Consider the following 25678-nt stretch of genomic DNA (forward strand, 5'->3'; position numbering starts at 1 on the left):
AGGATTTATGGTTCTGGCGAAGTCACTAAATTTGAGTTTAGCGGGCTAAATGAAAATTTAGTGAGGAAGCCAGAGCTTGCCCCGCATTTCTGCGGGGTTCATAAAGCGTTGATTTGCAATAGGAACGAGCTCCAAACATGCTCTTAACCCAAAACGAACCATTCAATCACCCGAAATCTAATCTATATGCGAATCTTAATCATGCTTTGCCTGTTGGCCCTGCTTCCGCTTTGGGGCAATAGCCAAACCCGCTTTATATCTGAATTTTACGATCAGTACAAAGACCAGGAACAGGTCAGCCATATTGATATACAAGGCTGGCTCCTCAAGCTGAAAATCAATGCAGAGGAAGCAGAAGGCGCAAAAAAAATCATTGATAAAATCACCCAGTTGCGCATCCTGACGATGAACGATGGCAACCTCGTCACCCCGAAGGAGTACCAAAAGCTGCTGAAGAACATGCGCAAAAACGGCTTCGAGGAGCTCTTCCGGGTGCGCGAAGGCCATGAAGATGTGGGGCTTTATATCCGGGAAGAAAACAAAAAGGTCACCAACGTCCTGTTGACCGTTCACGGCCAGGACAACTTTATCCTGCTCAGTCTGGAAGGCCTGCTGAAGTTCAGTGATCTCAATGACCTGCATCTGGACATTGAAGGCATGGAGCACTTTGAAAACCTGCCGGATAAAAAGGAGGATATTCCACGTGTGTAATCCGTTCTTGTAGATCATTCACCCGACACTTACCCCGGGCAACCTTAATTGTCCGGGGTATTTTGATTTGCCCTGAATGCAGAGATTTTATTTATCTTTCGCCTAAAACATGCGGTTTACCCTTTTCACCCTCTGCCTTTTTGCCCTCAATGTGGTGTTTGCCCAAAACCCGGTTCCTGCCACTCCCGCCCAATCCCGTATCCAAAGTTATGCCCAACGGCAGGCACTCCGTGACGCTTCCATCGCCAATGCTATTGAATTTCGCAATGTGGGCCCAACCGTGATGAGCGGGCGGGTAGCCGACATCGATGTTTGGGAAGAAGACCCGACACATTTCTACGTTGCTTACGCCTCGGGGGGGCTTTGGAAGACCGAAAACAACGGGCTGTCTTTCACCCCACTCTTTGATAAGGAAGTCGTCATGACGATTGGCGATATCGCTGTCGATTGGGCCACCGGCACCATTTGGGTGGGCACGGGAGAAGTCAATGCCAGCCGCTCTTCCTATGCAGGCACCGGTATTTACAAAAGTACCGATGAGGGCAAAACCTGGACACACCTCGGCCTGCCGGAGACCCACCATATCGGGCGTATTTTATTGCATCCGGAAGACTCTAACACCGCCTGGGTGGCCGCCCTCGGTCATCTCTACTCCTCCAATCCCGAGCGCGGGCTCTATAAAACCACCGATGGTGGCCAAACATGGAAGCGCACCCTCTACGCGGGCCCGGAAACCGGCGTGGCCGACCTCATTATGGAGGCAGGCAACCCCGAGGTGCTTTACGCCGCCACCTGGCAGCGCGAGCGCCGTGCCTGGAACTTTATCGAGTCCGGAGCAGAATCCGCCATTTACAAAAGTACCGACGGGGGCGAAACCTGGGCACGCCTGACCAACCCCAAAAGCGGGTTCCCCACCGGAGAGGGCGCGGGGCGCATTGGGCTCGATCTCGTGCAGACCAATGGCAAGACTATTCTGTACGCTGCAATAGACAACTACGGCAGGCGGCCAAAGGAAGAAAAAGAAGACCAACTGACGAAAACAGAACTCAGGGCGATGAGTAAGGATACCTTCCTGTCCCTCCCACCCTATCAAATCAAGGATTACCTGCGCAGTAACGGCTTCCCCAAAAAGTATGATCTGGAGACCGTCAACGCCATGATCGAAAAGGAAGAAATCACCCCGCAGGCCCTGGTCGAGTACGTGGAAGATGCCAACTCCCTACTCTTTGATACCCCCGTTATCGGGCTGGAAGTCTACCGCTCCGATAATGGCGGCCGCACCTGGGAGAAAACCCACAAAGAATACATCGATCAGGTTTACAACTCTTATGGCTACTACTTCGGGCAAATCCGGGTCGCCCCGCAGGACCCAAAGCAAATATTTGTCATGGGCGTACCCGTACTACGCTCCGATGATGGCGGGCAAACCTGGACCAATATCATGCAGGACAACGTACATGCAGACCACCACGCCCTCTGGATCAACCCAAACCGCCCGGAACACCTCATCCTCGGCAACGATGGCGGCATCAACATCTCCTATGACAACGGTGTACATTGGACTAAGTGCAACAGCCCTGCGGTGGGCCAATTCTACACCGTAGCCGTTGATGATGCCAAGCCCTACCACATTTACGGTGGGCTGCAGGACAACGGCGTCTGGGTAGGCCCCAGTACCTACGAAGCCAGCGACCGCTGGCACGCCACCGGCCAATACCCATACCGGGAAATCATGGGCGGTGATGGCATGCAGGTCGCTATTGACCCAAGGGACAACCAAACGGTCTATACCGGCTATCAGTTTGGCAATTACTTCCGTATCAACACCGCTACTGAAAAAACCACCTATATCACACCGAAGCCCAATCTCGGTGAACGCCCCTACCGCTGGAACTGGCAGGCACCGATCCATCTGTCCACTCATAATTCCGATATCCTGTACATGGGTGCCAATAAGGTGCTCCGCTCTATGGATCAGGGCGACCACTTCGAAGCCATTTCAGACGACCTCACCCAGGGCGGAGTCAAAGGGGATGTACCCTTCGGCACCCTCAGCAGCATACACGAGTCCTCTCTGCAATTCGGGCTCCTTTACGCGGGTTCAGACGACGGGTTGGTGCACGTAAGCCAGGACGGTGGGTACAGCTGGACCAATATAACGGATGCCCTGCCCAAAGACCTCTGGATCAGCCGGGTACAAGCCTCTACTCATAAGAAAAGCCGGGTCTATGTTGCGCTGAACGGCTACCGCTGGGACGATTTCACGCCCTTTCTCTACGTTTCAGAAGACTACGGCCGTACCTGGCAGCGTCTGGGCGAAGACCTCCCATTGGAGCCGGTAAATGTCATTAAAGAAGACCCGGAGCATCCAGGCCTGCTTTATGTAGGCACAGATCATGGTCTTTACATTTCTCTGGACCGGGGGCAATCCTTTATGCTACTCGATCATAAGCTCCCTGCGGTTGCCGTCCATGACCTGGCTATTCAAAACACCGCTAAGGAATTGGTGGTGGGCACCCATGGCCGGTCCATTTACGTCGGGCGCATCCGGGAGCTTCAGCAACTGGACAGCAGCCTGATGGCTAAAGCACTGCATGCCTTCCCTCCTGATCCCATCCGGTACCGCTCCAACTGGGGCAAAAAGTCGGTCTGGGAACAGACTGTACCTAAGGCGCAAATTCCGGTTTATGCCAATATGCCCGGCAAGGCTTCCGTAACAGTCTCCACCCCGGACAGTCTGGAGCTGCAAAATTTTGAGGTTCAACTTTCAAAGGGGCTAAACTACATTTCTTACGATTTTACAATTAGCGAGGAAATTCTGGATGAGTATAATAAAATACTAAACAAAGACAGAAAGGCAGACGAGAAGCCCGTCCGTATTAAAGTCATGGACAACGGCAACGCCTATTTATACAAGGGAAAATACAGCGTGGATATCCAATTTGGAGAAAAGACGGTTCAGGAAACACTGAAATTGGAATAAAACGTATAAAAAAACTTGACCCTCAACAATTTATTGCCGATTTTGAATGTTAATATGATCTTAACCAACTTCTTGTTTGTTAAAAACAAAGTCCGCTAAACAAAACGCATATGCGCTTCTACATGATTTTTGGCCTGTTCCTGATGACAACAGGCCTTTCGGCTCAGCAATACGGCAGCCGTTATACTTCTTCTTCCAACGGTAGTGAGACCGGTACTGCTGTGTACTATGCAGATTATCTCCACGGCCGAATTACGGCTATGGGTGAAGTTTACCGGCGTGAAGCCTATACTGCTGCTCACAAAACCTATCCTAAAGGCACCCTGCTCAAGGTTATCCGTCTGGACAATGGCTTGTCTACCATCGTCCGTGTTAATGACCGCGGCCCTTTTGTTGAGGACGTACTCATTGACCTTTCCAAGGCCGCAGCCATGGACATCGGGCTGCTCAAAGACGGGCGTGCACAGGTCAGGATAGAACCTGTAGGCCATTCTGATCAAAATCCGAGAGGTGGGCAGATTGCCCAGCAAACGACAAGCCGTTCCGCTGCTCCATCCGCTTACAGCAATTACAGCAGCACTCAGCGCCCGGTGGCCTACAGCTCTTCTTCCTACGAACCCCAGTATCCGGCTGCCGCCACACGGAACAGCTACTCCAGGTCAGGAGCTGCTACAGAGCCGTACACTGCCAAAGGAGGGACAACCCGTTACTCCGCTTATAATTCTGCCCCACCTGCCGGACAAGCGTACAGCAACAACGCCTACAATCAGCCACCTCAGGCAGGTAGCACTTATACCGAGCCTTATGCCAGCAATCAGTTTACCGCTAAAGGCGGTTCCCCTGTGAGCCAGCCAGCGTCCTATGGCCAGGTGAGTGGTGGCCTTGCCAGCCGGGCACCCGGAGCGGCAGCGGCTTCAGTAAGCAGGCCACCTGCCAATACAACTGCAAACGCACTGCCGAGAGGTACACAGGGCTACGCTGTTCAGGTAGGCTCTTACCGCAATAATGAAAATGCTGCCCGCCAAGTACAGGAATTGCAGTCTAAGGGCTTAACCAATGTCTTTATCATGAACGCCAACGGGCTGCAGAAAGTCATCATCGCGCCCTTTCCCCAAAAGGCAGAAGCGCAAAATTACCTCGATGGCCTGCGCCGGTCTTTCCTCATGGATGGCCTGGTGACCATGATCCGCTAAACCCTTCTTTCAGGGGAGCTGACCTTAATGGCAGCTCCCCTGAACATGGCTTACCCTCTCTACCAAAAGCCCCTTTCTTCCCTCATTTCTCACATTTTCTATATATTTATGTAATTCGACCCCGCCTTATTGCGTATAAGAATATGTTTGGAGGTGACTTGCAATGTAACGATTGCTCCAAAAAACTCGAAACTTTAATTAACCCCTGCCAACCCAAAAAGCAAACCATATGTTGAACCGCATAATTCTGGGGATAGCTGCAACCTTGCTGTTTTCCCTTCCCTTGTTTTCTCAATCCCCAAAAGACAAAATGGAATATTCCAGCCCCTATGCCGATGCCTGGGCAACGATAGATTCCCTCGAACAGGAAGGGTTGCCCAAATCTGCCCTTGAAGCGACCCAAGCCCTGTACCTCCGCGCCAAAGAAGACGGCCAGGCCGCCGAAAGGGTCCGTGCCCTGATTTACCGCAACAAATACCAAAGCCAACTGGAGGAAGAAGGGCTGGTAAAGGCTATCGCCAATATGCAATTGGAAGCTGATGCAGCTTCTTTTCCGGTCAAGTCTGTGCTCCACTCCCTCTTGGGCGAGCTCTACAAACGCTACCTTGAACAAAACCGGTGGCGCATCGGTGCCCGGACAACCACTACAGAAGAGCGCCCTGAGGACCTTCAGCTATGGACCATCCAACAATTACTCGATGAAACCGGCCGGCAGTACCTCTTGTCGGTTGCTGATCAACGCCTTTTTGACATCTCTATCGAAGAATGGGCAGCCATTACCACCCCCGGCACCCCGGAAACGGAGGGGCTCCGCCCTACCCTCTATGACTTTCTGTCTCATCGGGCTATCGACTACTTTTCCAACGACCAGACCTACCTCAACGAGCCGGCTTATAAGTACATTCTCCGGGATACCCTGGCACTCGCCGGAACCGAAGCCTTCGTGAATGCCAACTTCAGCGGGCGTGATTCCTCCGCTTACACCCTGAACGTACTGCACCTTATGCAAGGCCTCCTGCGCCTTCATGCCAACAACCCTGCTGCACGGATCGATCTCGACCTCAAACGATTAGAGTTTGCTTACCAAAAGCTGATAAACGCCAACAAGGAAACACGCTATGAGCAGGCACTGGAGCGAACCATCGGGCAATACAAGGGAACACCTGAGGTCATGCAAGCCTGGTATGCACTTGCCCGCCACTATCAGCAACTGGGGCAGCAATACCAGCCCTTTGGCGATACGACCCATCGCTGGAAACCAAAAGCCGCCATGGAACTGGCTGAGAAAGCACTCAAAGCCTATCCTGATAATTATTGGACTAAGCCCATTAGAGCCCTGCAGGCGCAGCTAAAGGCCCAAAGACTAAGCTTACAGGCCGAGCAGATCTACCTGCCTGAACAGTCCATGCTCTTTTCCTTGTCTTACCAAAATACAGACAAGTTACACTACCGGCTGATTCCGTTATCGCCCGAAGAGGCTTACCAACTGGAGCAAAACCGCAAAACCGAAAACCTGGAGTTGCTAAAGCAAAAAAACACCCGCCTGTCAGGCGCTATAGACCTGCCGGATGAGGGGGACCTGCAAGAGCACCGCACGGAATTTGCCCTCGATGGCCAGGGTTTTGGCAGTTATGCTCTGCTCTACGCCACCAATAATAATTTTAACGAAGCAGGAAAAGTCAGCGTCGCCTTTTTTACCATTTCAGAGCTTGGCGTCCTTTACCGCAGAAATACCAACCAATTGCTCGTTGCCCACCGGGAGAACGGGCAACCCCTGGCAGGAGTGAACCTGCAGTTCTTCACCACCCGCTACAACCGGGATCAAAACCAGCAGGAGTTCCTTCCCCATAGCACTGCTCAAACAGATGCTGCGGGCATGGTTGCATTGCCTAAAGCCGAGCGTCAATACTACGTAGTGCAACTCAGTCGGGGGGCAGATGTACAAATCCTTAGCGGCGGGTATTCCCAGTACCAGCCTTATGAAGCAGACCCCCGGTCAGAAGTCACACACTTCTTTCTGGACCGCTCTATATACCGACCCGGACAGACCATATACTTCAAAGCCCTCGCCCTGACAAAAGATGCAGCGCATATTCCGTCCGTTCTTCCCAACCGGTCTATCACCCTTACGTTTCAGGATGCTAACCGGCAGGAAGTGGAAGTACTCAAACTACAAACCAATGAGTTTGGCACGGTACAAGGAAGTTTTACCGCACCGCAGGGCGGACTGCTCGGCCAAATGTCAATCCACTCCAGCCTGGGTCAAAATACGCAGTTCTTCTCCGTTGAAGAATACAAGCGCCCAAAGTTTGAAGTGGAACTAAAACCACTCGAGGGGCAGTCTGAGCTGGGCGATACCGTCACCCTGTCGGGCCTGGCTAAAGCCTATGCGGGCAACGTCATTGACGGAGCGCAAGTAGCGTACCGGGTTCAGCGCAGCACCCGCTTTCCGTGGTCTTTCTGGTGGTACCGGATGCCAGATACCCGCAGTATGGAAATTGCTAATGGCACCACCACAACCGGGCCCGACGGCAGCTTTTCCATTGCCTTTCCGGCAATACCCGATGAAACGGTCAATCCAGAAGACCGCCCGGAGTTCACCTACACCGTAACCGTAGATGTTACGGATGCCAACGGAGAAACCCGCTCAGATACCCGCATAATCCGTCTGGGCTATCTCAAGCTTAAAGCCGAGATGGAGATGCCTGCACAGGCCGATCTCGCCGATCCGATGATGACTCTGCAGCTATTTGCGCAAAACCTGGATGGCAACCCCACTGAGGCTCAGGGGCAGCTGACCATAGAAGCCCTCGCCCCACCTCCCCGCGCCCTCGTTGAGCGCTACTGGGAGCGCCCCGACTACTATCTGATGGAGAAGGCAGAGTTCGTACAACGCTTCCCCCACCTGCCTTACGCTGATGAGCACAAAAAGCACAATTGGGCAGCTACTGGCACCGCGTTTGAACAAGCCATACAAACGGACGGGCAGGACACTCTGTTCCTGAATTATTCCGGCTGGAAGGTAGGGCACTACCGGGCCACCCTGCGCCTGAAAGACGAAAGCGGGGAAACCGTGGAGTCTATCAAACACTTTGCCCTCTTTGACAGCAAAAAGCAACAGCTGCCGGCAGGTACCGTCGTATGGGGAACGCCTGTTAAAGAAGGGGCCTTACAGCCAGGTGATACGTATCAGCATTTGCTGGGCAGTGCCACCGCAAAGATCCCCTTCCTGATCGAAGTGGAACAGCGCAACGGCGTTAAGCGGCAGGAGTGGCTCAAGCCCTCCAGCTGGCAACGCATCAGTCAGTCTGTTACAGAAAACGACCGGGGCAATTTGTTCTTCCACGTACAGGCCTTGCAGTACAACCGCTTTTTCCAGTTCCAGCAGTCCGTTCAGGTGCCCTGGAGCAACAAGGAACTCAATATTTCCTACCGCACCTTCCGCGATAAGCTGCTGCCCGGCTCAGAGGAAACCTGGGAGCTCAAAATCAGCGGACCGGAAAAAGAGGCCGTTGCTGCCGAGCTGGTAGCCGGTATGTACGATGCCTCCCTCGATGCCTACCGCATGCACAACTGGTACTTCAACCCCTACCCCATGGCTTCCCCCCGGGCTCAATGGTCGGCACAGATCTTCTCCGCCGCCTATGGCAATTCGTACTTCTACAGCGGCCGGGCTTCGATCACCCAATGGAGCCGCCAATACCCGCAACTCAACTGGTATAACTGGTACAGCTATGGACGCGGATATCCATACCTCGCCACTGAATCCCGGTCTTTTGATGATGCAGCCGGACAATCCGATGGGATCGTTGCCTATTCTGCAAAAATAGCGAACGCAGAGGCTGGTGCACGACCGATGGCAGCTACTCCGCCACCCAGCCCCAAAGCAGATAGTGCGGAAGGTGGAGCGCCTCAGCCAACCCCAAAGCCTCATATCCGCCGCAACCTGAAAGAGACGGTCTTTTTCTTCCCGCAGCTGCGGACGGATGAAGAGGGCAACGTCATTGTGCGTTTTACTATGAACGAAGCGCTCACCCGCTGGAAATTCCTGGCTTTTGCACATACCACTTCTCTGCAATATGCTCTTTCCGAACAGGAGGTTGTCACCCAAAAGCAGCTTATGGTACAGCCCAACGCTCCACGTTTTGTGCGGCAGGGCGACCGTATTGCTTTTACCGCCAAGGTGAGTAACTTATCGGAAAGCGAACTGCAGGGTGCCGCCCAACTGCAACTATTTGATGCAGTGAGCATGCAGCCTATAGATGCCGTGTTCGGCAATACGAAGCAGGAACAGCCTTTCTCCATTGAAGCAGGGCAATCGCAGGGCGTTTCCTGGATGCTCGAGGTACCTGAAGATTTCACCGGCGCGATCGTCCACCGGGTCACAGCTGAGGCCGGCAGCTATGCTGATGGAGAAGAAAGTGCCCTACCGGTCCTTACCAACCGGACCCTCGTCACGGAAACGATGCCCCTGCCGATCGGTGGGGCAGCAAGCAAGACCTTCGACTTCAGCGCCATGAAAAAAGCGCAACAGTCCAAAACACTGCAGCAGCATCAGTTCACCCTGGAGTTCACCTCCAATCCGGCATGGTACGCAGTGAAGGCACTCCCCTATCTCATGGAGTACCCCCACGAATGCACCGAGCAGATCTTCAGCCGCTACTACGCCAATAGCCTGGCTTCCTCGGTAGCCAATCAGTATCCGGAAGTACAGCGCGTGTTCGAGCAGTGGCGCTCAACCGATGCCCTGCTAAGTGAGCTGGAGCAAAACCAGGACCTTAAAAATATCATTCTGGAGCAGACGCCCTGGGTGCGCAATGCCCAAAGTGAAACCGCACAGCGTAAACGTATCGGGTTGCTCTTCGACCTCAACCGCATGGGGTATGAAAAGACTGAAGCACTGGGCAAACTCAAAGAGCGGCAAAGTTCCAACGGCGGCTTTGCCTGGTTCCCCGGCGGGCGCGAAAGCTGGTACATCACGCAGTACCTGATGGAAGGGCTGGCACGGCTTCAACTGCTGGGCGTGGAAGACATTGCAAAGGACCAGAACGCCCGGAACATCCTGGAGCGCGGCCTCGCCTTTGTAGATGAAGAAGTGGCAGATTACTACACCAAGGCTATGTCCAGAAAGGATAGCCTGCTGCCAAATATTGCCATCCACTACCTCTACACCCGATCTCTTACCGCTGATCAGGAGCTTTCCGGGACTGCAAATGAGGCGTTCGGCTTTTACCTGAAACTGGCTCAGGAAAAGTGGTTAGAGCGCAATCTTTACGAGCAAGCTATGCTGGCGGTAGTTTTCCAAAAGCAGGATATGCCGGAACAAGCCACCAAAATCATGAAGTCCCTGCGCGAGCGCGCCCTTTACAACCAGGAAATGGGCATGTACTGGAAGTACGATTATGGCTTCTATTGGTACCAACTGCCGATTGAAACCCATGCCATGCTCATCGAGGCCTTCGCTACCGTTGCTAAGGACGAAGAAGCGGTGGAGCAACTCAAAGTGTGGCTGCTGAAAAACAAACAGACCAACCACTGGGAGACCACCAAGGCCACGGCAAGTGCGGTCTACGCTATGCTCCGTTTCGGCGAAAACTGGCTGGCTTACGACGAGCCCGTGCAGGTCTCCTTCCCGAAGCTGGACAACGATGTCTATCAGGCACAAATCAACGAAGCGCAAAAGAACGCTGAAGCAGGCACCGGGTATTTCAAAACCCAATGGGACGGCAAGGCCATTCAGCCGGGCTTCCGCCAAATCAAGGTCGACAACCCCAACCCGGGCATCGCCTGGGGTGCAGCCTACTGGCAATACTTTGAAGACCTCGATAAAGTGGAGTCCTTCAAAGCCACCCCTTTAGTTATGAACCGGACCCTCTACCGGGAAGAGCTGGGCGACACCGGCCCCATCTTGGTTATCGTTACCCCCGAACTAAAACTGAAACCCGGCGACAAACTCATAGTCCGCATTGACATCAAAGTGGACCGGGCCATGGAGTACGTGCACCTGCAGGACATGCGGGCAAGCGGCCTGGAGCCGGTCAACGTACTGAGCCGGTATCAATGGCAGGGCGGCTTAGGCTACTACCAAAGCACCCGGGATGCCTCTACCGACTTCTTTATTTCGTACCTGCCTAAAGGAACCTATACGCTGGAGTACCCCCTTCGGGTCAGCCACCGCGGGGACTTCACCAATGGCATGGCGCGCCTGCAGTGCATGTACGCACCGGAGTACAGCAGCCACTCAGCAGGGGTACGGTTGAAGGTGGAGTAGACTTGCGTATTTATCAGAGTTTATTTGATATTGCTGCTTTCGACCCTGGAGCTTTGTAAACCTCCAGGGTTGAAAGCACTTTCCGGCCCGGACAACAGAATTTCATCCAGGAATATCCAGCTCTTGCCTCCAGGGTTGGGGTGCCAGTCCGGGTTGCGCAAGGGACTGCGGACTTCCACCTTTACATAGCGGGCGTCCACCGGCTCAAACTCGATCGGAAAATACTTCAGTTCTGCTTCCGCGACATCCTTGTCGATAGCGGGCCAGTCCGCCCTCGCCACCTCCCGGAATCGCCGCCCATCGGAGGAAACAAAAACAATAGCGCCTTTGGGGAAGAAAATCCAACTGGCCGGCCTCGATAAGGCACTGATAGTCAACTCGCTAAGTAGAGTTGACGCCGGTAGTTCCATCACCGCACTCATGTGCTCCCCTTCGTACCCCAGCCAGTTGCCTGCTGTAAACACCTCTGTGCCTTTTTGCAAGTCGACCAGGGACGCGCCCCCTTGTGCCTGAAATTTTCCGGACGGTGGGTTCAGCAATTCCCCACGCGCCGCCCTAAGCCCCGCTTTGACAAACCGGGCTTGTTCGACCTCACTATCGTTCCAGCCTTCCTTTAATGCAAATGCCCGAATCTCTGCTGTTTCCCGCAGCACCAGGGAGTCCGGGAACACAGGCGACGCTGCGTCGGGCGGCGTTCCGTCCAGGGTGTAGTGCACGCGCACGCCCTTGAAATTAGACACCGCACGGATCACCATCGAATCGTGAAAAAGCGTAGAAGGTGCTTCGATTAAAGGTGGGTTCAGCGCAGCGGTGCCGAAAACCTCGCGGTCGGCTTCCCGTTGCACGATTACTTGCGGGTGCGCCTTCATCCATTCCGACAGGCCAGTTTCAGAAATATCCGTTTGCCAGAGGTACAAATGCTGTAAACCCGGCAACTGATCAATATGCTCCAGGCTGGCATCGGTCACAGCCGTACCGTACAGGTTGAGGACTTGCAAGTGGGGCAGTTTAGGTAAAACCGACAGCCCCTCATCGGTAATCCGGGAGCCCTGCAACTGTAGCTTTTTAAGGTTGGTGAAGCCGGTAAGTTGATCTGCCAGCGCATCCGAAAAATTGCTATACCCACAGTGCAGCTCAATCACCCGGCCGGCATACTTGCTAAGGGGGGCAAAACTCCGGGTATTAAGGGCCGTATCCCGCGCCATATTCACCAGCAAAAAGGGGCTGTCTTCCGCAGCTACTTCCACACGCAGGCCTTGCGCATTCAGTTTTTGTACGGTTTCGAGCGGCAAAGGCTGGAGATACAGCTTTGCCCAGTGGTCTGCCGGTGCCTGATAAGCTTCCAGTAGGGTAGCCACAGCAGCCCGGTCTTCTACATCGCCCACCTTGCAGTCGAAGCAAGCCCCATTAATCATCCACCATTCCAGGAGCTGTATCTCACCTTCAGACAACTGAGGCTTGCCCTCCGGAGGCATGTGCTCCTCCACTTCCATTGGCAAATGCACGCGCTCCAGCAAAAGGCTTTGGGCGGGTATGGCTGTATTGAATAAAGGGCCGCTGTCCCCGCCTGCCATTAGCCCGGCCTGGTCTGTGAGTAACAGCCCACCTTTTGACTTGGAAGGCTTATGGCAACCGGTGCACTTTTGATCCATAATGGGCTGAATGATGATATCGTAGACCAGCGCTTCTTCGATATCCTCAACTTTTTGGGGCGCAACGGGGCGCTCAAAGAGGTAATCAGTACCGTGGGTCATCGCCCCACCGAAGTGCCCGGCGGCGAACAAAACGGCACCACAGACCCACAATAGATGAGGGTACGCTTTAGCCAGTAATGGGACATAGGCTTTATGCCCGAGGTAAAGCAGCAGAGCACTAACTACGGTTGCAATCCCTAGCCAACGGTGGTACTGCAGGAGGTTTTCTTCATAGCCCCCTTCCTCCGCTAGCCACCAGCCGGTAGCAGCTGCCACTATAGAAGCCAGCGTACCCAGAAGCAGAGAAAGCCCGATAGCCGGTTGGTAATTATTGTGCTTTTGCCATCGCTGCAACCCTTCCATCAGCATACCCAGCAGCAGGAAGCCAATGGGCAGGTGGACAATCAGTGGGTGTAGTCGGGCTATGTTTATTGGTAACCATTCCATTATCGGGAGATTTGACTCAGAAAAATTTCATCCAGAAAGATCCAGGCGGGGCGGCCCGCACCGTCGTGCCATTCCGGCAGCTCGCGTGAACAGACCAGGATATGCAGGTGCTCATACCGGCGGGGCGGCAGCGCCACCTCCAGAAAGGTATGCCGGGTGGGTGCAGCGGCAGCAGGAGGGCTTACAGTAGCCTCCCCTACTAGTTCGCCCGACTCATATACCTGTACCAGGGCCGGCTTCATGATCCAGGCCCCAGCATCATCCAGCAGGCTCAACGTCAGCCGATTGGCAGCGGTGGGCGTGTCCAGCTCAAGCATCAGGTGCAGGGTATCGGTTTCCCAGCCCAGCCAGGCTTCAGGAGAAGCAGCAAAGTTGAGGGCCCCTTTCTGCCGGTCCGTCAGGGCAGGCAAGCCGGCTCCGCTGTACCGGGAGGACGGCGCGGGTTGCGCAGCCACCACCTTAACCGGATGATCCTGCTTCAGGCTGCGAATAGTTAGTGCCACTTCCGGGCTATCCGCAAAGTCTTCATGGAAAGCCCGGGCGCGCACTACCGCAGTTTGCGCCAGGTGCAACGGACCTTCGTACAGGAGGCTGCCGGGCACCACCGGGCTGTCATCCAAAGTGTAGCGGAGCTGAACGCCCGGATAATCAAGCTCAAGGCGGACTGCAGCAGCCTCCTCAAAAAAGACCGAATCGGCTTCTACCTGGGGTGGGCTCAGCGAAATACGGGGCTGAGCAGATACCACCCCGCTGCCTAGCATAACCAGCATAATGAATAGCCTTGTCATACCCGGATGAGTTTTATAGGGTAAGTGAATTCGGCATTCCATTGGGCAACGTAGAGGTTCTCGTCTTCATCCACACAAACATCGTGGGGATGAGTAAAAACGCGCAACACCTGATACATAGACCTGAGCTCCTCCCCTTCATAGCGGGGCGCCACACCACCCGGTGCCGATACCAAACGGTTGTGCTCATCGAGGATGGAGACAAAACCGGTGCCGCTGCTGCCATCGCCCGACCAGATTGTGGCAAGATAGACGTTAGAGCCATGCACTACAGGCCGGCAGATGTACGCTCCGGGCAAGTCAATGATCCCATTCAGGGTGCCATCCATACCAAAGCGCTTCAGCTGATTTTGCTGCCGAGCGGTGATGAGCAATTCCGGCTCCTCTCCTCGCTGATCGATGCAGATGCCATGTGCGTTCAGGAACTGCGCATCCCCTTCGCCTTTTCCACCAAAAACATTCAGCAGTTCGCCTTTTTGATTGTAGTGCAGGATAAACTGCCTCCCATAACCATCGGCCACATAGACATCGCCATTATCAGCAATCGCGGTTTCGGTGGGCAGGTATTGAGCCGGGGCATCGTACATACCCGATTCTTTAGGATATACCCACGTCCATATCACCCGTCCTTCCAGCGTAGTTTTAATAATCTCGTGCCGCTCCGTATCGGTGATGTAGAGAAACTCCTCCCCTCCTTCATCTTTGAGGGTCAACCCATGCGCCCCCGGATATTCAGTGCCCCAGGCATCAAGCAATTTGCCATCGCGGTTGTAAATCAGAATATTATTGCGGGTATGATTGGTCAGCAGCAGGATCCGCCCCTGCTTATCCTGTACCAGTTCATGACAGTCTTTTACCGGATAGAACTGTGGATTCAGGGCGCCCCAGTTGAGGTCTGCCTTGTATCGATAATCTCCGTGCCCCAGCAGGAGCTCCCCCCGGCTTGTCCAGGATACCAGCCCCAGCCCCGCCGCCGCCCAAAGGCTTTGTTTGAGAAATTGCCGACGCTTCATCATGCCAATAGGTCTTTGACCACATGCCCTTCCACATCGGTAAGCCGGAAGCGCCGCCCCTGATATTTATAGGTAAGCTGCTCGTGGTCGATGCCAAGCAAATGCAGCATGCTCGCCTGAAAATCGTGGACATGCACGGGGTTTTTGGTGATATTGTACCCGAAATCATCGGTTTCTCCATACACCAGCCCTGGTTTTACCCCACCTCCGGCCATCCACATGGTGAAGCAGCGCGGGTGGTGGTCCCGCCCGTAGTTGGTCTCCGTCAGCGTACCCTGAGAGTAGTTGGTCCGGCCAAATTCGCCTCCCCAGATGACGAGGGTATCCTCCAGCATGCCGCGCTGCTTCAGGTCCATGACCAGCGCTGCCGAAGCCTGATCCACATCTTTTGCCTGTTTAGCGATAGCAGTAGGCAGGTTGTCGTGCTGATCCCAGCCCATGTGGTAGAGCTGTATGAAACGGACGCCACGCTCTGCCAGCCGGCGGGCCAGCAGGCAATTCGCTGCGTAAGTGCCGGGGGTCATGGCGTCGGGGCCATACATTTGGTAGATGTAGTCGGGCTCATTCTCTACGCTCATCACCTCGGGCACGGAGGTCTGCATACGGTAAGCCATTTCGTACTGTGCAATCCGGCTCTGTATTTCCGGGTCTTGCGTTTCTGCATGTTGCATGCTGTTGAGTGCTTCCAGTTTGTCCAGCATTTTGCGCCGCCCGCTACGGCCCAATCCTGCCGGATCATTGAGGTAAAGCACGGGGTCTTTGGCTGCCCGAAACTGCACGCCCTGATGCAAAGAATGCAGAAAGCCGTTGCCCCAAAGCCGGGAGTACAGAGGCTGCCCGTTCGGACGGCCCGTGCCCCGGGACAAGAGTACGGTGAAGGCGGGCAGGTTTTCGTTGTCGCTGCCCATACCGTAGCTCAGCCAGGAGCCAATACTTGGGCGACCGGGCTGCTGGGAGCCGGTTTGGAAAAAAGTAATGGCCGGGTCGTGGTTGATGGCCTCGGTGTACATCGATTTGACGATGCACAGCTCATCGGCAATCTTGGCCGTATAGGGCAGCAGGTCGCTGACCCAGGCACCGCTCTGCCCATGTTGCTGAAAGGGGAAGAGCGAGCCCACCAACGGGAAGCTGTCCTGTCCGGAGGTCATACCGGTGAGACGCTGCCCCTGCCGTATAGACTCAGGGAGATCCTGCCCCCGCCGCTTTTGCAGCACCGGCTTGTAGTCAAAAAGTTCTAGCTGTGATGGCCCGCCGCTCTGGAACAGGTAAATAATCCGTTTCGCTTTTGCAGGATGGTGCAGGGCTTTCAATACGCCTTCAATGCCCTGCCCGGATTCCGTGATAATGCCTTTATCGTTGGCGCGAAAACAGCGTAGCCCCAACAGGGAGCCCAATGCAGCCGTACCGAGCCCAACAGCGGTTTTGGACAGGAAAGCGCGACGGTTGAGTTGCAATGATCGTTCTTCGAATGGATTCATCAGCTTAAGTTTTAGCCACGAGTAATAGCCTCGTCCAGGTTAAAAATAGTATTGGCAACCAGAGTGTAGGCGGCTATATCAGCTACCGGAAGCGTATCCGGTAAGGTGTAGGCACCCGTTGAAAGGTAGTTTTCCGCTGCCTCCGGGGTTTCGGCGTAGGCCGCACGCTCCTCTTCAAAGTAGTCCAGTAACACCTCCAGCTCCGCCGCATTCAGTGCGGCTGAGGTGACCGATTGGAATATGAAGGCAATCCGTTCCTTTGCGCTATTACCCCCCTTTTCCCAAGCCTGCAGCGCCAGAGCTTTGCTGGCCTCCAGTACCTGTGGGTCGTTGAGGAGCAACAGCGCCTGAAGCGGGGTATTGGTCTCCTGCCGCTTTACGGTGCAGAGGTCCCGTGAGGGGGCATCCATGATCAGCATGCCAGGCGGGGGGACCGTGCGTTTCCAGAAGGTGTAGAGGCTTTTTCGGTAACGGTCTGACCCTTCACTGACTACGTAGCGGGCGGTACTGCCACCCCCGCCACCGGTCGTCTCTTCCCACAGCCCTTCGGGCTGATAGGGTTTTACGCTGGGGCCACCGACGGTTGTGTTCAGAAGCCCACTCACGGCAAAGGCCTGATCCCGGATCATCTCAGCTTGCAACCGCAGGCGGGGCGCCCGGGCCAGCCATCGATTTTCCGGGTCCCGCTCCAACAGCTCGGGGCTGGCAGTAGCCGTCTGCTGATAGGTAGCGGATTGCACCATGTACCGAAGCATCGCTTTTACATCCCAACCGGCTTCTCTGAATTTGATCGCCAGAAAGTCCAACAGTTCCGGATGGGTGGGCAGTGCCCCCTGATTGCCGAAGTCGAAGGGGGTTGCTACAATCCCGGTGCCAAAGAGCTGCTGCCAGAGCCGGTTAACCGTTACCCGGGCCGTGAGTGGGTTTTCGGGCGCAAAGAGCCATTTGGCAAGTCCGAGCCGGTTGTTGGATACTCCTTCTGGTAAGGATGGTAATGCAGAGGGTACTGCCGGTTGTACTTCTGCTGCATGCTGATCGTACTGTCCGCGATTGAGGATGTAAGTCTTACGGGGCTCCGCCTGTTCTTCCATTACCATCAGGTCGATGTACGGCAGGGTATCCCGGTTGTTGATGAAGGTGAGCATGCTATCAATAGCCTCCTGCGTGATTCGTACTGAAGGTTTCGGAGCATAACGGAAGTTTTGGTTCAATTCACCTACAAAGCCTTTCTCCGGAATATTATTAAAAAAACCAAAAAGGCTGAAGTAGTCTTTCTGACTGATAGGGTCGTATTTGTGGTCGTGGCAGCGGGCGCATTCCATAGTCAGCCCAAGGAAAGCAGTACTGAGGGTCTGAGCGCGGTCAGCTACGTATTCCACCCGGTACTCTTCGTCGATCACGCCGCCCTCTGCCGTGATTTTATGGTTGCGGTTGAAGCCGGTGGCGATGCGCTGTTCCAGTGTGGGCTCCGGGAGGAGATCGCCAGCCAACTGCCAGGTGACAAATTGGTCGTAGGGCATATTCTCCTGAAAAGCGTGTATGACCCAGTCCCGCCAAGGCCACATCACCCGCTCAAAGTCGTCCTGATAGCCGTGGGTGTCGGCATAGCGGGCAATGTCCATCCAATCCAGGGCCATGCGCTCGGCGTAGGCAGCTGAGTGGAGAAAGGTGTCCACCAGACGTGGCCAGGCATCGGGGCGGTCGTCATTGACGAAGGCTTCCACCTCTTCGAGGGTGGGTGGCAGCCCCCGCAGGTCAAAAGACAGCCGGCGGATCAGTTTGGCACGGTCGGCTTTTGGCGATGGTGCCAAACCCTGACTTTGCTGTCTGGCCAGGATAAAGTGATCGATTTCATTCTGCGCCCAGCCTTCCCCTGCTTCAGGGACCTGCGGCTTTTCAGGCGGCAGAAAGGCCCAGTGTTTTTTCCACGCTGCACCTTGCTCTACCCACCGGCGCAGCAAGGCTTTCTCCTGTGCGGTAAGCGTGAGGTTGGATTCCGGTGGCGGCATGACCTCTTGAGGGTCTTCCGAAAAAATGCGCTGAATCAGGGTGCTTTTCTCCGGGTCTCCAGGCACCAGTGCATAATGGTCTTGCGCTTTGCCCAAAGCAGCAAAAGCGTGGGCTTCGGTATGCAAGCCCAGGCCCGCCTCCCGGGTAGCCTCGTCCGGGCCATGGCATTTGAAACAGCGGTCAGAAAGGATGGGCTTGATGTGGAAGTTGAAGTCAACCACTTCGGGCAATGCGCTAATACGCCCTACTTCCGCAGGATGGTCCTCTGTACAGCTGAAAACCATTATCGTGCAGAGAAGAGCAAAGCAATAGGATTTCAGGTTTGACATGTTGTGATTTTTTTGGTTTTAAACGGTGGGCTCTTCTATCTATCCGCCAGCCATTGGCGATAGATAGCTTGTAACTCCGCGCCCTTTTCCGGGTATGCCTCAATGAGGTTCGTTGCCTCTCCAATATCTTGTTTGAGATTAACCAGGAATAGACCATCTACAACGGGACTCCAGGGGGCATCCGGGTTACCGGCCGGATCAATAGGGGCATACAACAGCTTCCAGTCGCCCTTGCGGACTGCCCAACGGTCCGGGCCTTCCCAAATCAGATGCATGTGGGGCGATGCCGTATTATCTTCAATGACGCCCTTTAGGGATTGCCCCTCCAAATGACCGGGTACGGACTTTGCGCCTGCATAATCCAGAATGGTGGGGAACCAATCCATACCAGCTACCATTTGATCGCGGACCGCTCCGGCGGAGATAGCTTTCGGATAGCTGATCATAGCGGGCACCCGTATTCCGGCTTCAAACAGGGAAAACTTGCAGCCCCGGTAAGGCCCGGCATACCCTCCTCCGCCAAAGGTGCGGGCCTCGGTACTGTGCCCGTGGTCGGACTGCAGGATGACAATCGTATTTTCTCTTAGCCCGTAGCGGTCCAGTTGATCCATTAGCCGCCCCAGGCTCTCGTCAATGGTGCTGATAAAAGCAGCGTACTCCCGCCGGGGCGAAGGCAGCTCAGCGTAGTAGTCCCGCCAATGCGACTTGGCCTGCAGAGGGTAATGCGGCATATTAATGGCGTAGTACAGGAAGAATGGTTCTTCGCGGTGACCCCGGATGTAGTCATGGGCTTCCTGCTCCATCAGGTCGAGAAAAAACTCGCCGTCATGCCAGACTTCCTCCCCGTTGCGCCAGAGGTCGTGCCGGTTGGGGCCATTCCAATAGAAAAAGTGGGAGTAATTGTCAATACAGCCGCCCATATGCCCGAAGGAGTGGTCAAAGCCCTGCCCGTTGGGCATTTTATCGGGCTGATAGCCCAGGTGCCATTTACCGATGTGGGCCGTATGATAGCCTTCCGCCTTCAGGGCTTCTGCCAGGGTAAAGGCTTCAGTAGGCAAGCCCTCATTTGAACCCGGCTGTGAGGTAGCGTTGTTGTTCAACCCGGCTTTAGTGGGCGTCATCCCGGTCAACAGGGATGCCCGGGAGGGGGAACAGACCGAGGAGCCCGCATAGAATTGCGTGAAACGCACCCCGCTTGCTGCCAGGGCATCCATATTGGGGGTATACAAATCAGGGGCCCCGTAACAACCCATGTCCAACGTACCCTGATCATCGGTAAAAATAAGGATGACATTAGGCTTTTCCCGGGCGTTCTGACCAGTAGCATAACTCCAGCTGCAAAGTAATAACCAGGCAAGTAGGGGACGTATCATTCCAGGTATGTTTGTAGTTCAGGGTCTGTGGACAGGGAATACGGGCGGGCGGTGGTATCAATTGCCCATTCCCGGTTGGGCGCAGGGCCCATTTCTAATTGCAGAGTACCGCCAGCCTGAATGTCATCGTAGTCAATACAGGTGAAAGGATGCGCTTCTCCATTGAGGGTCGCGTGCTGAATGTAGACCTGCTCCGGGCTATTGCCAGGGGCCTTGATATTGAACGTTTGTCCGTTGTCCAGTTGCAGCACTACCGATTCAAACAAGGGGCTGCCCATTACATACTGTGGGGTGCCCGGGCAAACCGGGTAGAAGCCCATAGCGCTGAAAACAAACCAGGCTGAAGTCTGCCCGTTGTCCTCATCGCCACAGTAACCGTCGGGCGTAGGCTGATAGAGCTTTTCCATCACCTCCCGCGCTTTAGCCTGAGCTTTCCAGGGCTGCCCGGCGTAGTTGTACAAATAAATCATATGCTGAATGGGCTGATTGCCGTGGGCGTAGTTGCCCATATTCACAATCTGCATCTCCCGTATTTCGTGTATGGTAAAGCCGTAGTAGCTGTCGTCAAATTGGGGGGGCATGCTGAAGACCTCGTCCAGTCGATTGGCGAAAGGCTCTGCTCCGCCCATCAGCTCCATGAGCCCGGCGATATCGTGAAAGACCGACCAGGTATAATGCAGGCTGTTGCCTTCGGTGAAAGCATCGCCCCACTTAAGCGGGTTGAAGGGCGATTGGAATTCACCATTTTCCAATTTACCGCGCATCCATCCGGTTTCCGGGTCGAAGAGGTTGCGGTAGCGTTGGCTTTGCTGGTAAAAGCGTTTAGCCACATCCGTCTTGCCCATGGCGCGAGCCATTTCCGCCAGGGTGAAGTCAGCGTAGGCATACTCCAGCGTACGGGCGGCATTCTCATTAATGCCCACATCGTAGGGGACGTACCCCAGCTTGTTGTAATAATCCACACCGGCGCGCCCTACTGACTGTACCGGACGCCCTTCATCCTGATCGGCATTCTTCATCATGGCATTTAATAGTAGTTCCGCATCGTAGCCCTCCACGCCCTTCAGATAAGCATCAGCAATAATGGGGGTGGAATTCGAGCCAATCATACAATCCCGGTGCCCGGGGCTTGCCCATTCCGGCAGCCAGCCCGATTCCACGTAAGTGTTTTCCAGCCCCTGCATGATCTGACTGTTGCGCTCCGGGTACATAAGGTTGAAAAAAGGAAAAACCGCCCGGAACGTATCCCAAAAACCGTTGTCGGTATAGAGATACCCGGGGCGGACTTCTCCGTTATAAGGACTGTAGTGTATGATTTGCCCGTTTTCATCAATTTCGTGCAAAGGGCGCGGGAACAAAAGCAACCGGTAGAGACAGGAGTAAAAGGTCTGTATATCGGCTTCTTTCCCGCCTGACACTTTGATGCGGCTCAGCTCAGCCTGCCAGCGGTCGTGCCCGGCTTGTTTGGTGGCTTCGAAAGAGGCCTGTCCAATTTCCCGGTCGAGGTTGAGTTGTGCCTGCTCCGGGCTGATGAAGGAGGAGGCCACTTTGACCTGTACCTGCTCTCCCCGCTCCGTTGCAAAGCCCACGATTGCACCGACGTGCTCGCCTTCGTTGTCCAACGTATTCGGCATGAGCTGCCAGCCGTCGCCCCAGGTATGGTGTACGGTGAAATCTTTATCAAACTCTGCCACGAAGTAGTTGTGGAAGTTGTCAGGCACCCCACCGTGGTTGTTGCGGCAGTAGCCGATGATCTTCCGCTCTTCCGGCAATATTTTCACCATCGAGCCCCGGAAGAAACCATCGAGCAGAATGTAGGCAGAATCAGTTTCAGGAAAGGTGAAACGGAATTGCACGGCGCGTTCAGTGGGTGCCATCTCTGTGACCACATCGTAGTCAGCCAGGTAGACTTTGTAGTAATGCGGCTGCACGGTTTCCGCTTTGTGCGAAAACCAGGACGCCCGCTCCTCCTCCTGAAACTTCAGCTTACCGGTCACTGGCATGAGAGAGAAAGCCGCATAATCGTTGATCCACGGACTCGGCTGATGGGTCTGTTTGAAGCCCCGGATTTTATACGCATCGTACTGATAGGTCCAGCCGTCGCCCATTTTGTTGGTCATGGGGGTCCAGAAGTTCATGCCCCAGGGCATCGCAATCGCCGGATAGGTATTGCCATTGGAGAGGCTAAACTCCGAGTCAGTGCCCATCAGCGGATTGATGTAGCTGACGTAATCGACAGGGCCCGCTCCCGGGCTTCCTGCAGTATCTGATGTCGTGCAGCCCAGCAGTAAGCACAGACTGAACCAGCTCAGCAAAATCAAATATCTGGTATACTTCATAACGTTAGTTCAGAATCACTTCATCGAGGAATGTCCACAGCTCTTTACCCCGGGCACCGTGCCAGGCCGGTGGCCAACCATAGTTGTAGACTTTGATTTTTACGTAGCGGTACTGCCCTGCTTCGAGATTGAGCTTGTAGCGGTATACTTTAAGCTCGTGTGCGTCCTGAGGCGGCAGGTCCAGGCTGCCGATCGGCTGCAAAGCACCGGGCTGATTCCCTGCCAGCACCTCTATTTTATCCGGTGGGAAAATATAAGACTGGGTATCTTTGAGAGCGCCCACTTCCAATTCTGTGACTTTAGTAGGCTCCCCGAAGTCAATATCCAGAAAGATGTTGTCTTTGATGCCTGTCCAGCGGTTGTCGTTGTAGCTCTCGGAACCAATTTCCTGATCAAAAATCAGCTCCGCGCCCTCCTTTCCGTAAGGGAAGTCGCTTTGCTCTACGCTGTATTTGGGATAACCAGTCGGCAATCCTGCCAGAACGCTCTGGTAATAGGGCTTTTCAAAGAAGGCGCTTGGGTTGAGCCCTTCCTCGTAGGCGATGGCCTTTACCGTGGTGTTTTCCCGGATGGTGAATGGGCCGTTGTAAGGCGTGCTGCTGTCGTCCGGTTCGCTCCCATCCAGGGTGTAGTAGATCTTAGCGTCCTTGTTTTTGGAAGCCAGCTCAATGGTGCGCCCTGTCCGGAAAAAAGCACCAGGTGCCACATCGTATGGCGCAGGCGTTCCCACGACCGGAATTTCCGCCACAGCGGTGTCCTCAAAGTCGCCGGGGAAGGTCGCTGCCGGATCGCTGCCCCAGTTGTAATTGGGCTCAGGCCCAAGTTCAAAGACCAGCTCCCCGCCCTGCATGATGGCCTCATAGGCAATATAGTTTTTATCGTACGGCTGACCATTGAGGGTAACCGACTGAATGTAAATTTGCTCAGGCGACACATTATTGGCGATGATGGTGAAGTCCTCTCCGCTTTCCAGGTGGAGGACCGCTTTGGGGTGGAGGGGCGCGGTAAGCTGGAACACGCCATCTCCCGGAGCGACCTGATACATCCCCATTGAACTGAGCAGGTACCAGGCTGACATCTGCCCCAAATCCTCGTTGTTGATGAAGCCCTCCTGCGGGTTGGGCTGGTACATCGTGGTCAGCACCTCATTGACGTAGCGCTGTGCCAGCCAGGGCTTGCCTACGTAGTTGAACAGGTAAGGCATGTGGTGGCCGGGCTCATCTCCGTGCCCGTACTTCCCGATAAATCCGGAAATATCCACGTGCTGATGCCCTTCAAGGGGCGATTCATTTTGAAAAACACCCTGTAGCCACTGCGCATAGGCCTCCCGTCCGCCGTGAAGCTGCATCACCCCTTTCATATCATGTGGGGAATAAGCCGAGTAGGCCCAGATGTTGCCGGAAATGTAGTGCCCTTTGAGGGAATTCCACTTCGTTGTATCCAGCAGCAGGTGCTCTCCGGTAGCCGTGATGGGCATAAAATAACCCGTCTGCGGGTCAAAAAAATTGCGGTAGCCGATCGCACGGCGGTCAAATAAAGTTTGGTCTTTCGTTTTGCCCAGCTTCTCGGCTACCCGGGCTATCGCCCAATCGCAATAATTTTGTTCAGTGGTTTTGGATACAGAAGCGCCGGTTTCGGCGGTCACATATCCATATTTCAGGTATTCGTCCATACCGTTCAGATCGCTCACCATGCTGTGCTTTGTGCGGTCGAAGGCGGCATACCGGATGGCTTCGTACGCAGCGTCGGTGTTAACGCCGGGGATATTTTTCAGGACAGCATCCGCTACGGGAGAGACGGCGCTGTACCCAATCATGCAGCGGTTGTCGTAGCCCAGGCATTCCCAGCTCGGCAGCCCTACATCCTCCACAGCTACCCGCGAGGACAAGCTGTTCACAAACCCGGCTGTCTGCTCGGTTTCAATGATGGTGAAGAGTGGGTGCAGCCCCCTGTAGGTGTCCCAGGTAGAGTAGTTGCTGTACTGAGGGATATCACTTTGCCGCACTTTGCCCTCGACGTAGTATTGCCCATCAGCATCAGAAATGAGGTTGGGAGAGATAAAGGCGTGGTAGAGACCGGTGTAAAACAGCTTCATCTGACGGTCGGTCGCGCCCTCAATCTCAATTTTAGCGAGCACTTTTGCCCATTCCCGGCGGGCATTTTTGTGCGCAAGATCAAAATCATTCACCGCTTCAGCTGCAAAATTGGCTTTGGCGCCCTCTATGGAAATGGAGGACAGCGCCAGGTGGACTTCCACGCTTTCACCGGGTGCCAGATCGAAGCGGACCTGCCCCAGCAAGCCTTTCCCACTGCCTTTATTCCCTGAAACCGGCTCGCCTTTTCTAACCAGATTGAAGCTGGATACCGGTTGAGAAAATTTTGCATAAAAATACTGCGTGCGGTCTCCTGCCGACCAGCCATCACAATCTTTGTAGCCAACGATTTCGGAATCCGAAATGAGTTCCAGGTAAGTATCCTGGATATTTTCATTAATCTGATGATTAGGGTCGAAAAGCAGGTAATCCTCGCCCTCCCCATTGAAGGTATAACGGTGGTAGCCCATGCGCGTACCCGCTGTCAGCTCTACCAGTACTTCTTCCTCGTGCAGCAGCAGTTTATAATAGCCCGCTGAAGCCGATTCGTTATCGTGGGAAAAACGGGCACGGTAGCCCGTATCGGCCTTTCCGTCCTCTCCAGGTCCAGTGTGCGCCTCCCGGGCCGGCATCACCAGAATATCCCCCAGGCCGGACAAGCCAGGCCCGCTAATGTGCGTATGTGCAAAGCCTTTAACGATGGTATCGTTGTAGTGATAGCCGGAGCAATAATCCCAGGACTTATACTCGTTGGAAGGGCTGAGCTGCACCATCCCAAAGGGTGTCGTCGCTCCCGGGAATGTGTGGCCGGTGCCGCCGGTACCGATCATGGGGTCTACATATGGCAGGTACTTTTCACCAGAAGGCGGTGCCTGCTCTTGCGGAGCATCACCACAAGCGGCCATCAGGAGCGCCAGTAAGAAGAAGGTTAGGTTTTTTAGCATCGTTGGTTGTCG

At 54.6% G+C, this 25678-nt stretch carries 12 protein-coding genes; 4 read left to right on the forward strand and 8 right to left on the reverse strand.

Going from position 1 to position 25678, the window contains the following annotated elements:
- The first annotated feature begins 186 nt into the window (after nt 1-186).
- The 4 genes from RIC19_RS20060 to RIC19_RS20075 all read left to right on the forward strand — a co-directional run bounded on the left by RIC19_RS20060 (nt 187) and on the right by RIC19_RS20075 (nt 11158).
- Complete coding sequence (locus tag RIC19_RS20060) at nt 187-711, forward strand: DUF4252 domain-containing protein (protein ID WP_350180149.1); 525 nt, start codon at nt 187-189, stop codon at nt 709-711.
- 109 nt (nt 712-820) lie between these two features.
- Nucleotides 821-3694: a WD40/YVTN/BNR-like repeat-containing protein gene (locus RIC19_RS20065; protein ID WP_350180150.1), complete on the forward strand. Its 2874-nt coding sequence runs from the start codon at nt 821-823 to the stop codon at nt 3692-3694.
- Nucleotides 3695-3804: 110 nt separating this feature from the next.
- Complete coding sequence (locus tag RIC19_RS20070) at nt 3805-4887, forward strand: septal ring lytic transglycosylase RlpA family protein (protein WP_350180151.1); 1083 nt, start codon at nt 3805-3807, stop codon at nt 4885-4887.
- 229 nt (nt 4888-5116) lie between these two features.
- On the forward strand, nt 5117-11158 hold the full coding sequence (locus tag RIC19_RS20075; protein ID WP_350180152.1) for an alpha-2-macroglobulin family protein: 6042 nt from the start codon (nt 5117-5119) through the stop codon (nt 11156-11158).
- 20 nt (nt 11159-11178) lie between these two features.
- On the opposite strand, the gene RIC19_RS20080 is transcribed toward RIC19_RS20075, so the two are convergent.
- The 8 genes from RIC19_RS20080 to RIC19_RS20115 are packed head-to-tail and all read right to left on the reverse strand — an operon-like array spanning nt 11179 to nt 25666.
- Nucleotides 11179-13299: a c-type cytochrome domain-containing protein gene (locus RIC19_RS20080; protein ID WP_350180153.1), complete on the reverse strand. Its 2121-nt coding sequence runs from the start codon at nt 13297-13299 to the stop codon at nt 11179-11181.
- Complete coding sequence (locus RIC19_RS20085) at nt 13299-14087, reverse strand: chitobiase/beta-hexosaminidase C-terminal domain-containing protein (protein WP_350180154.1); 789 nt, start codon at nt 14085-14087, stop codon at nt 13299-13301. The genes RIC19_RS20080 and RIC19_RS20085 overlap by 1 nt, the downstream gene beginning before the upstream one ends.
- Nucleotides 14084-15103: an NHL repeat-containing protein gene (locus RIC19_RS20090; protein ID WP_350180155.1), complete on the reverse strand. Its 1020-nt coding sequence runs from the start codon at nt 15101-15103 to the stop codon at nt 14084-14086. Before RIC19_RS20090 ends, RIC19_RS20085 begins: the two co-directional genes overlap by 4 nt.
- A complete protein-coding gene (locus RIC19_RS20095; RefSeq protein WP_350180156.1) occupies nt 15100-16578 on the reverse strand; it encodes a DUF1501 domain-containing protein in 1479 nt (492 codons plus the stop codon). Before RIC19_RS20095 ends, RIC19_RS20090 begins: the two co-directional genes overlap by 4 nt.
- Nucleotides 16579-16589: 11 nt before the next feature.
- Nucleotides 16590-18917: a PSD1 and planctomycete cytochrome C domain-containing protein gene (locus RIC19_RS20100; RefSeq protein WP_350180157.1), complete on the reverse strand. Its 2328-nt coding sequence runs from the start codon at nt 18915-18917 to the stop codon at nt 16590-16592.
- A 35-nt stretch (nt 18918-18952) separates the two neighbouring features.
- The gene (locus RIC19_RS20105) at nt 18953-20290 is read right to left on the reverse strand and encodes a sulfatase family protein (RefSeq protein WP_350180158.1); all 1338 of its coding nucleotides are present in this window, start codon (nt 20288-20290) and stop codon (nt 18953-18955) included.
- Nucleotides 20287-22629, reverse strand: a complete 2343-nt coding sequence (locus RIC19_RS20110) for a GH92 family glycosyl hydrolase (protein ID WP_350180159.1) — start codon at nt 22627-22629, stop codon at nt 20287-20289. The genes RIC19_RS20105 and RIC19_RS20110 overlap by 4 nt, the downstream gene beginning before the upstream one ends.
- 4 nt (nt 22630-22633) lie before the next feature.
- Nucleotides 22634-25666: a GH92 family glycosyl hydrolase gene (locus tag RIC19_RS20115; RefSeq protein WP_350180160.1), complete on the reverse strand. Its 3033-nt coding sequence runs from the start codon at nt 25664-25666 to the stop codon at nt 22634-22636.
- Nucleotides 25667-25678 lie beyond the last annotated feature (12 nt).

Origin of the sequence: Phaeodactylibacter sp. (genome assembly GCF_040219495.1) — a bacterium.
Taxonomy (GTDB): Bacteria; Bacteroidota; Bacteroidia; order Chitinophagales; family Saprospiraceae; genus Phaeodactylibacter.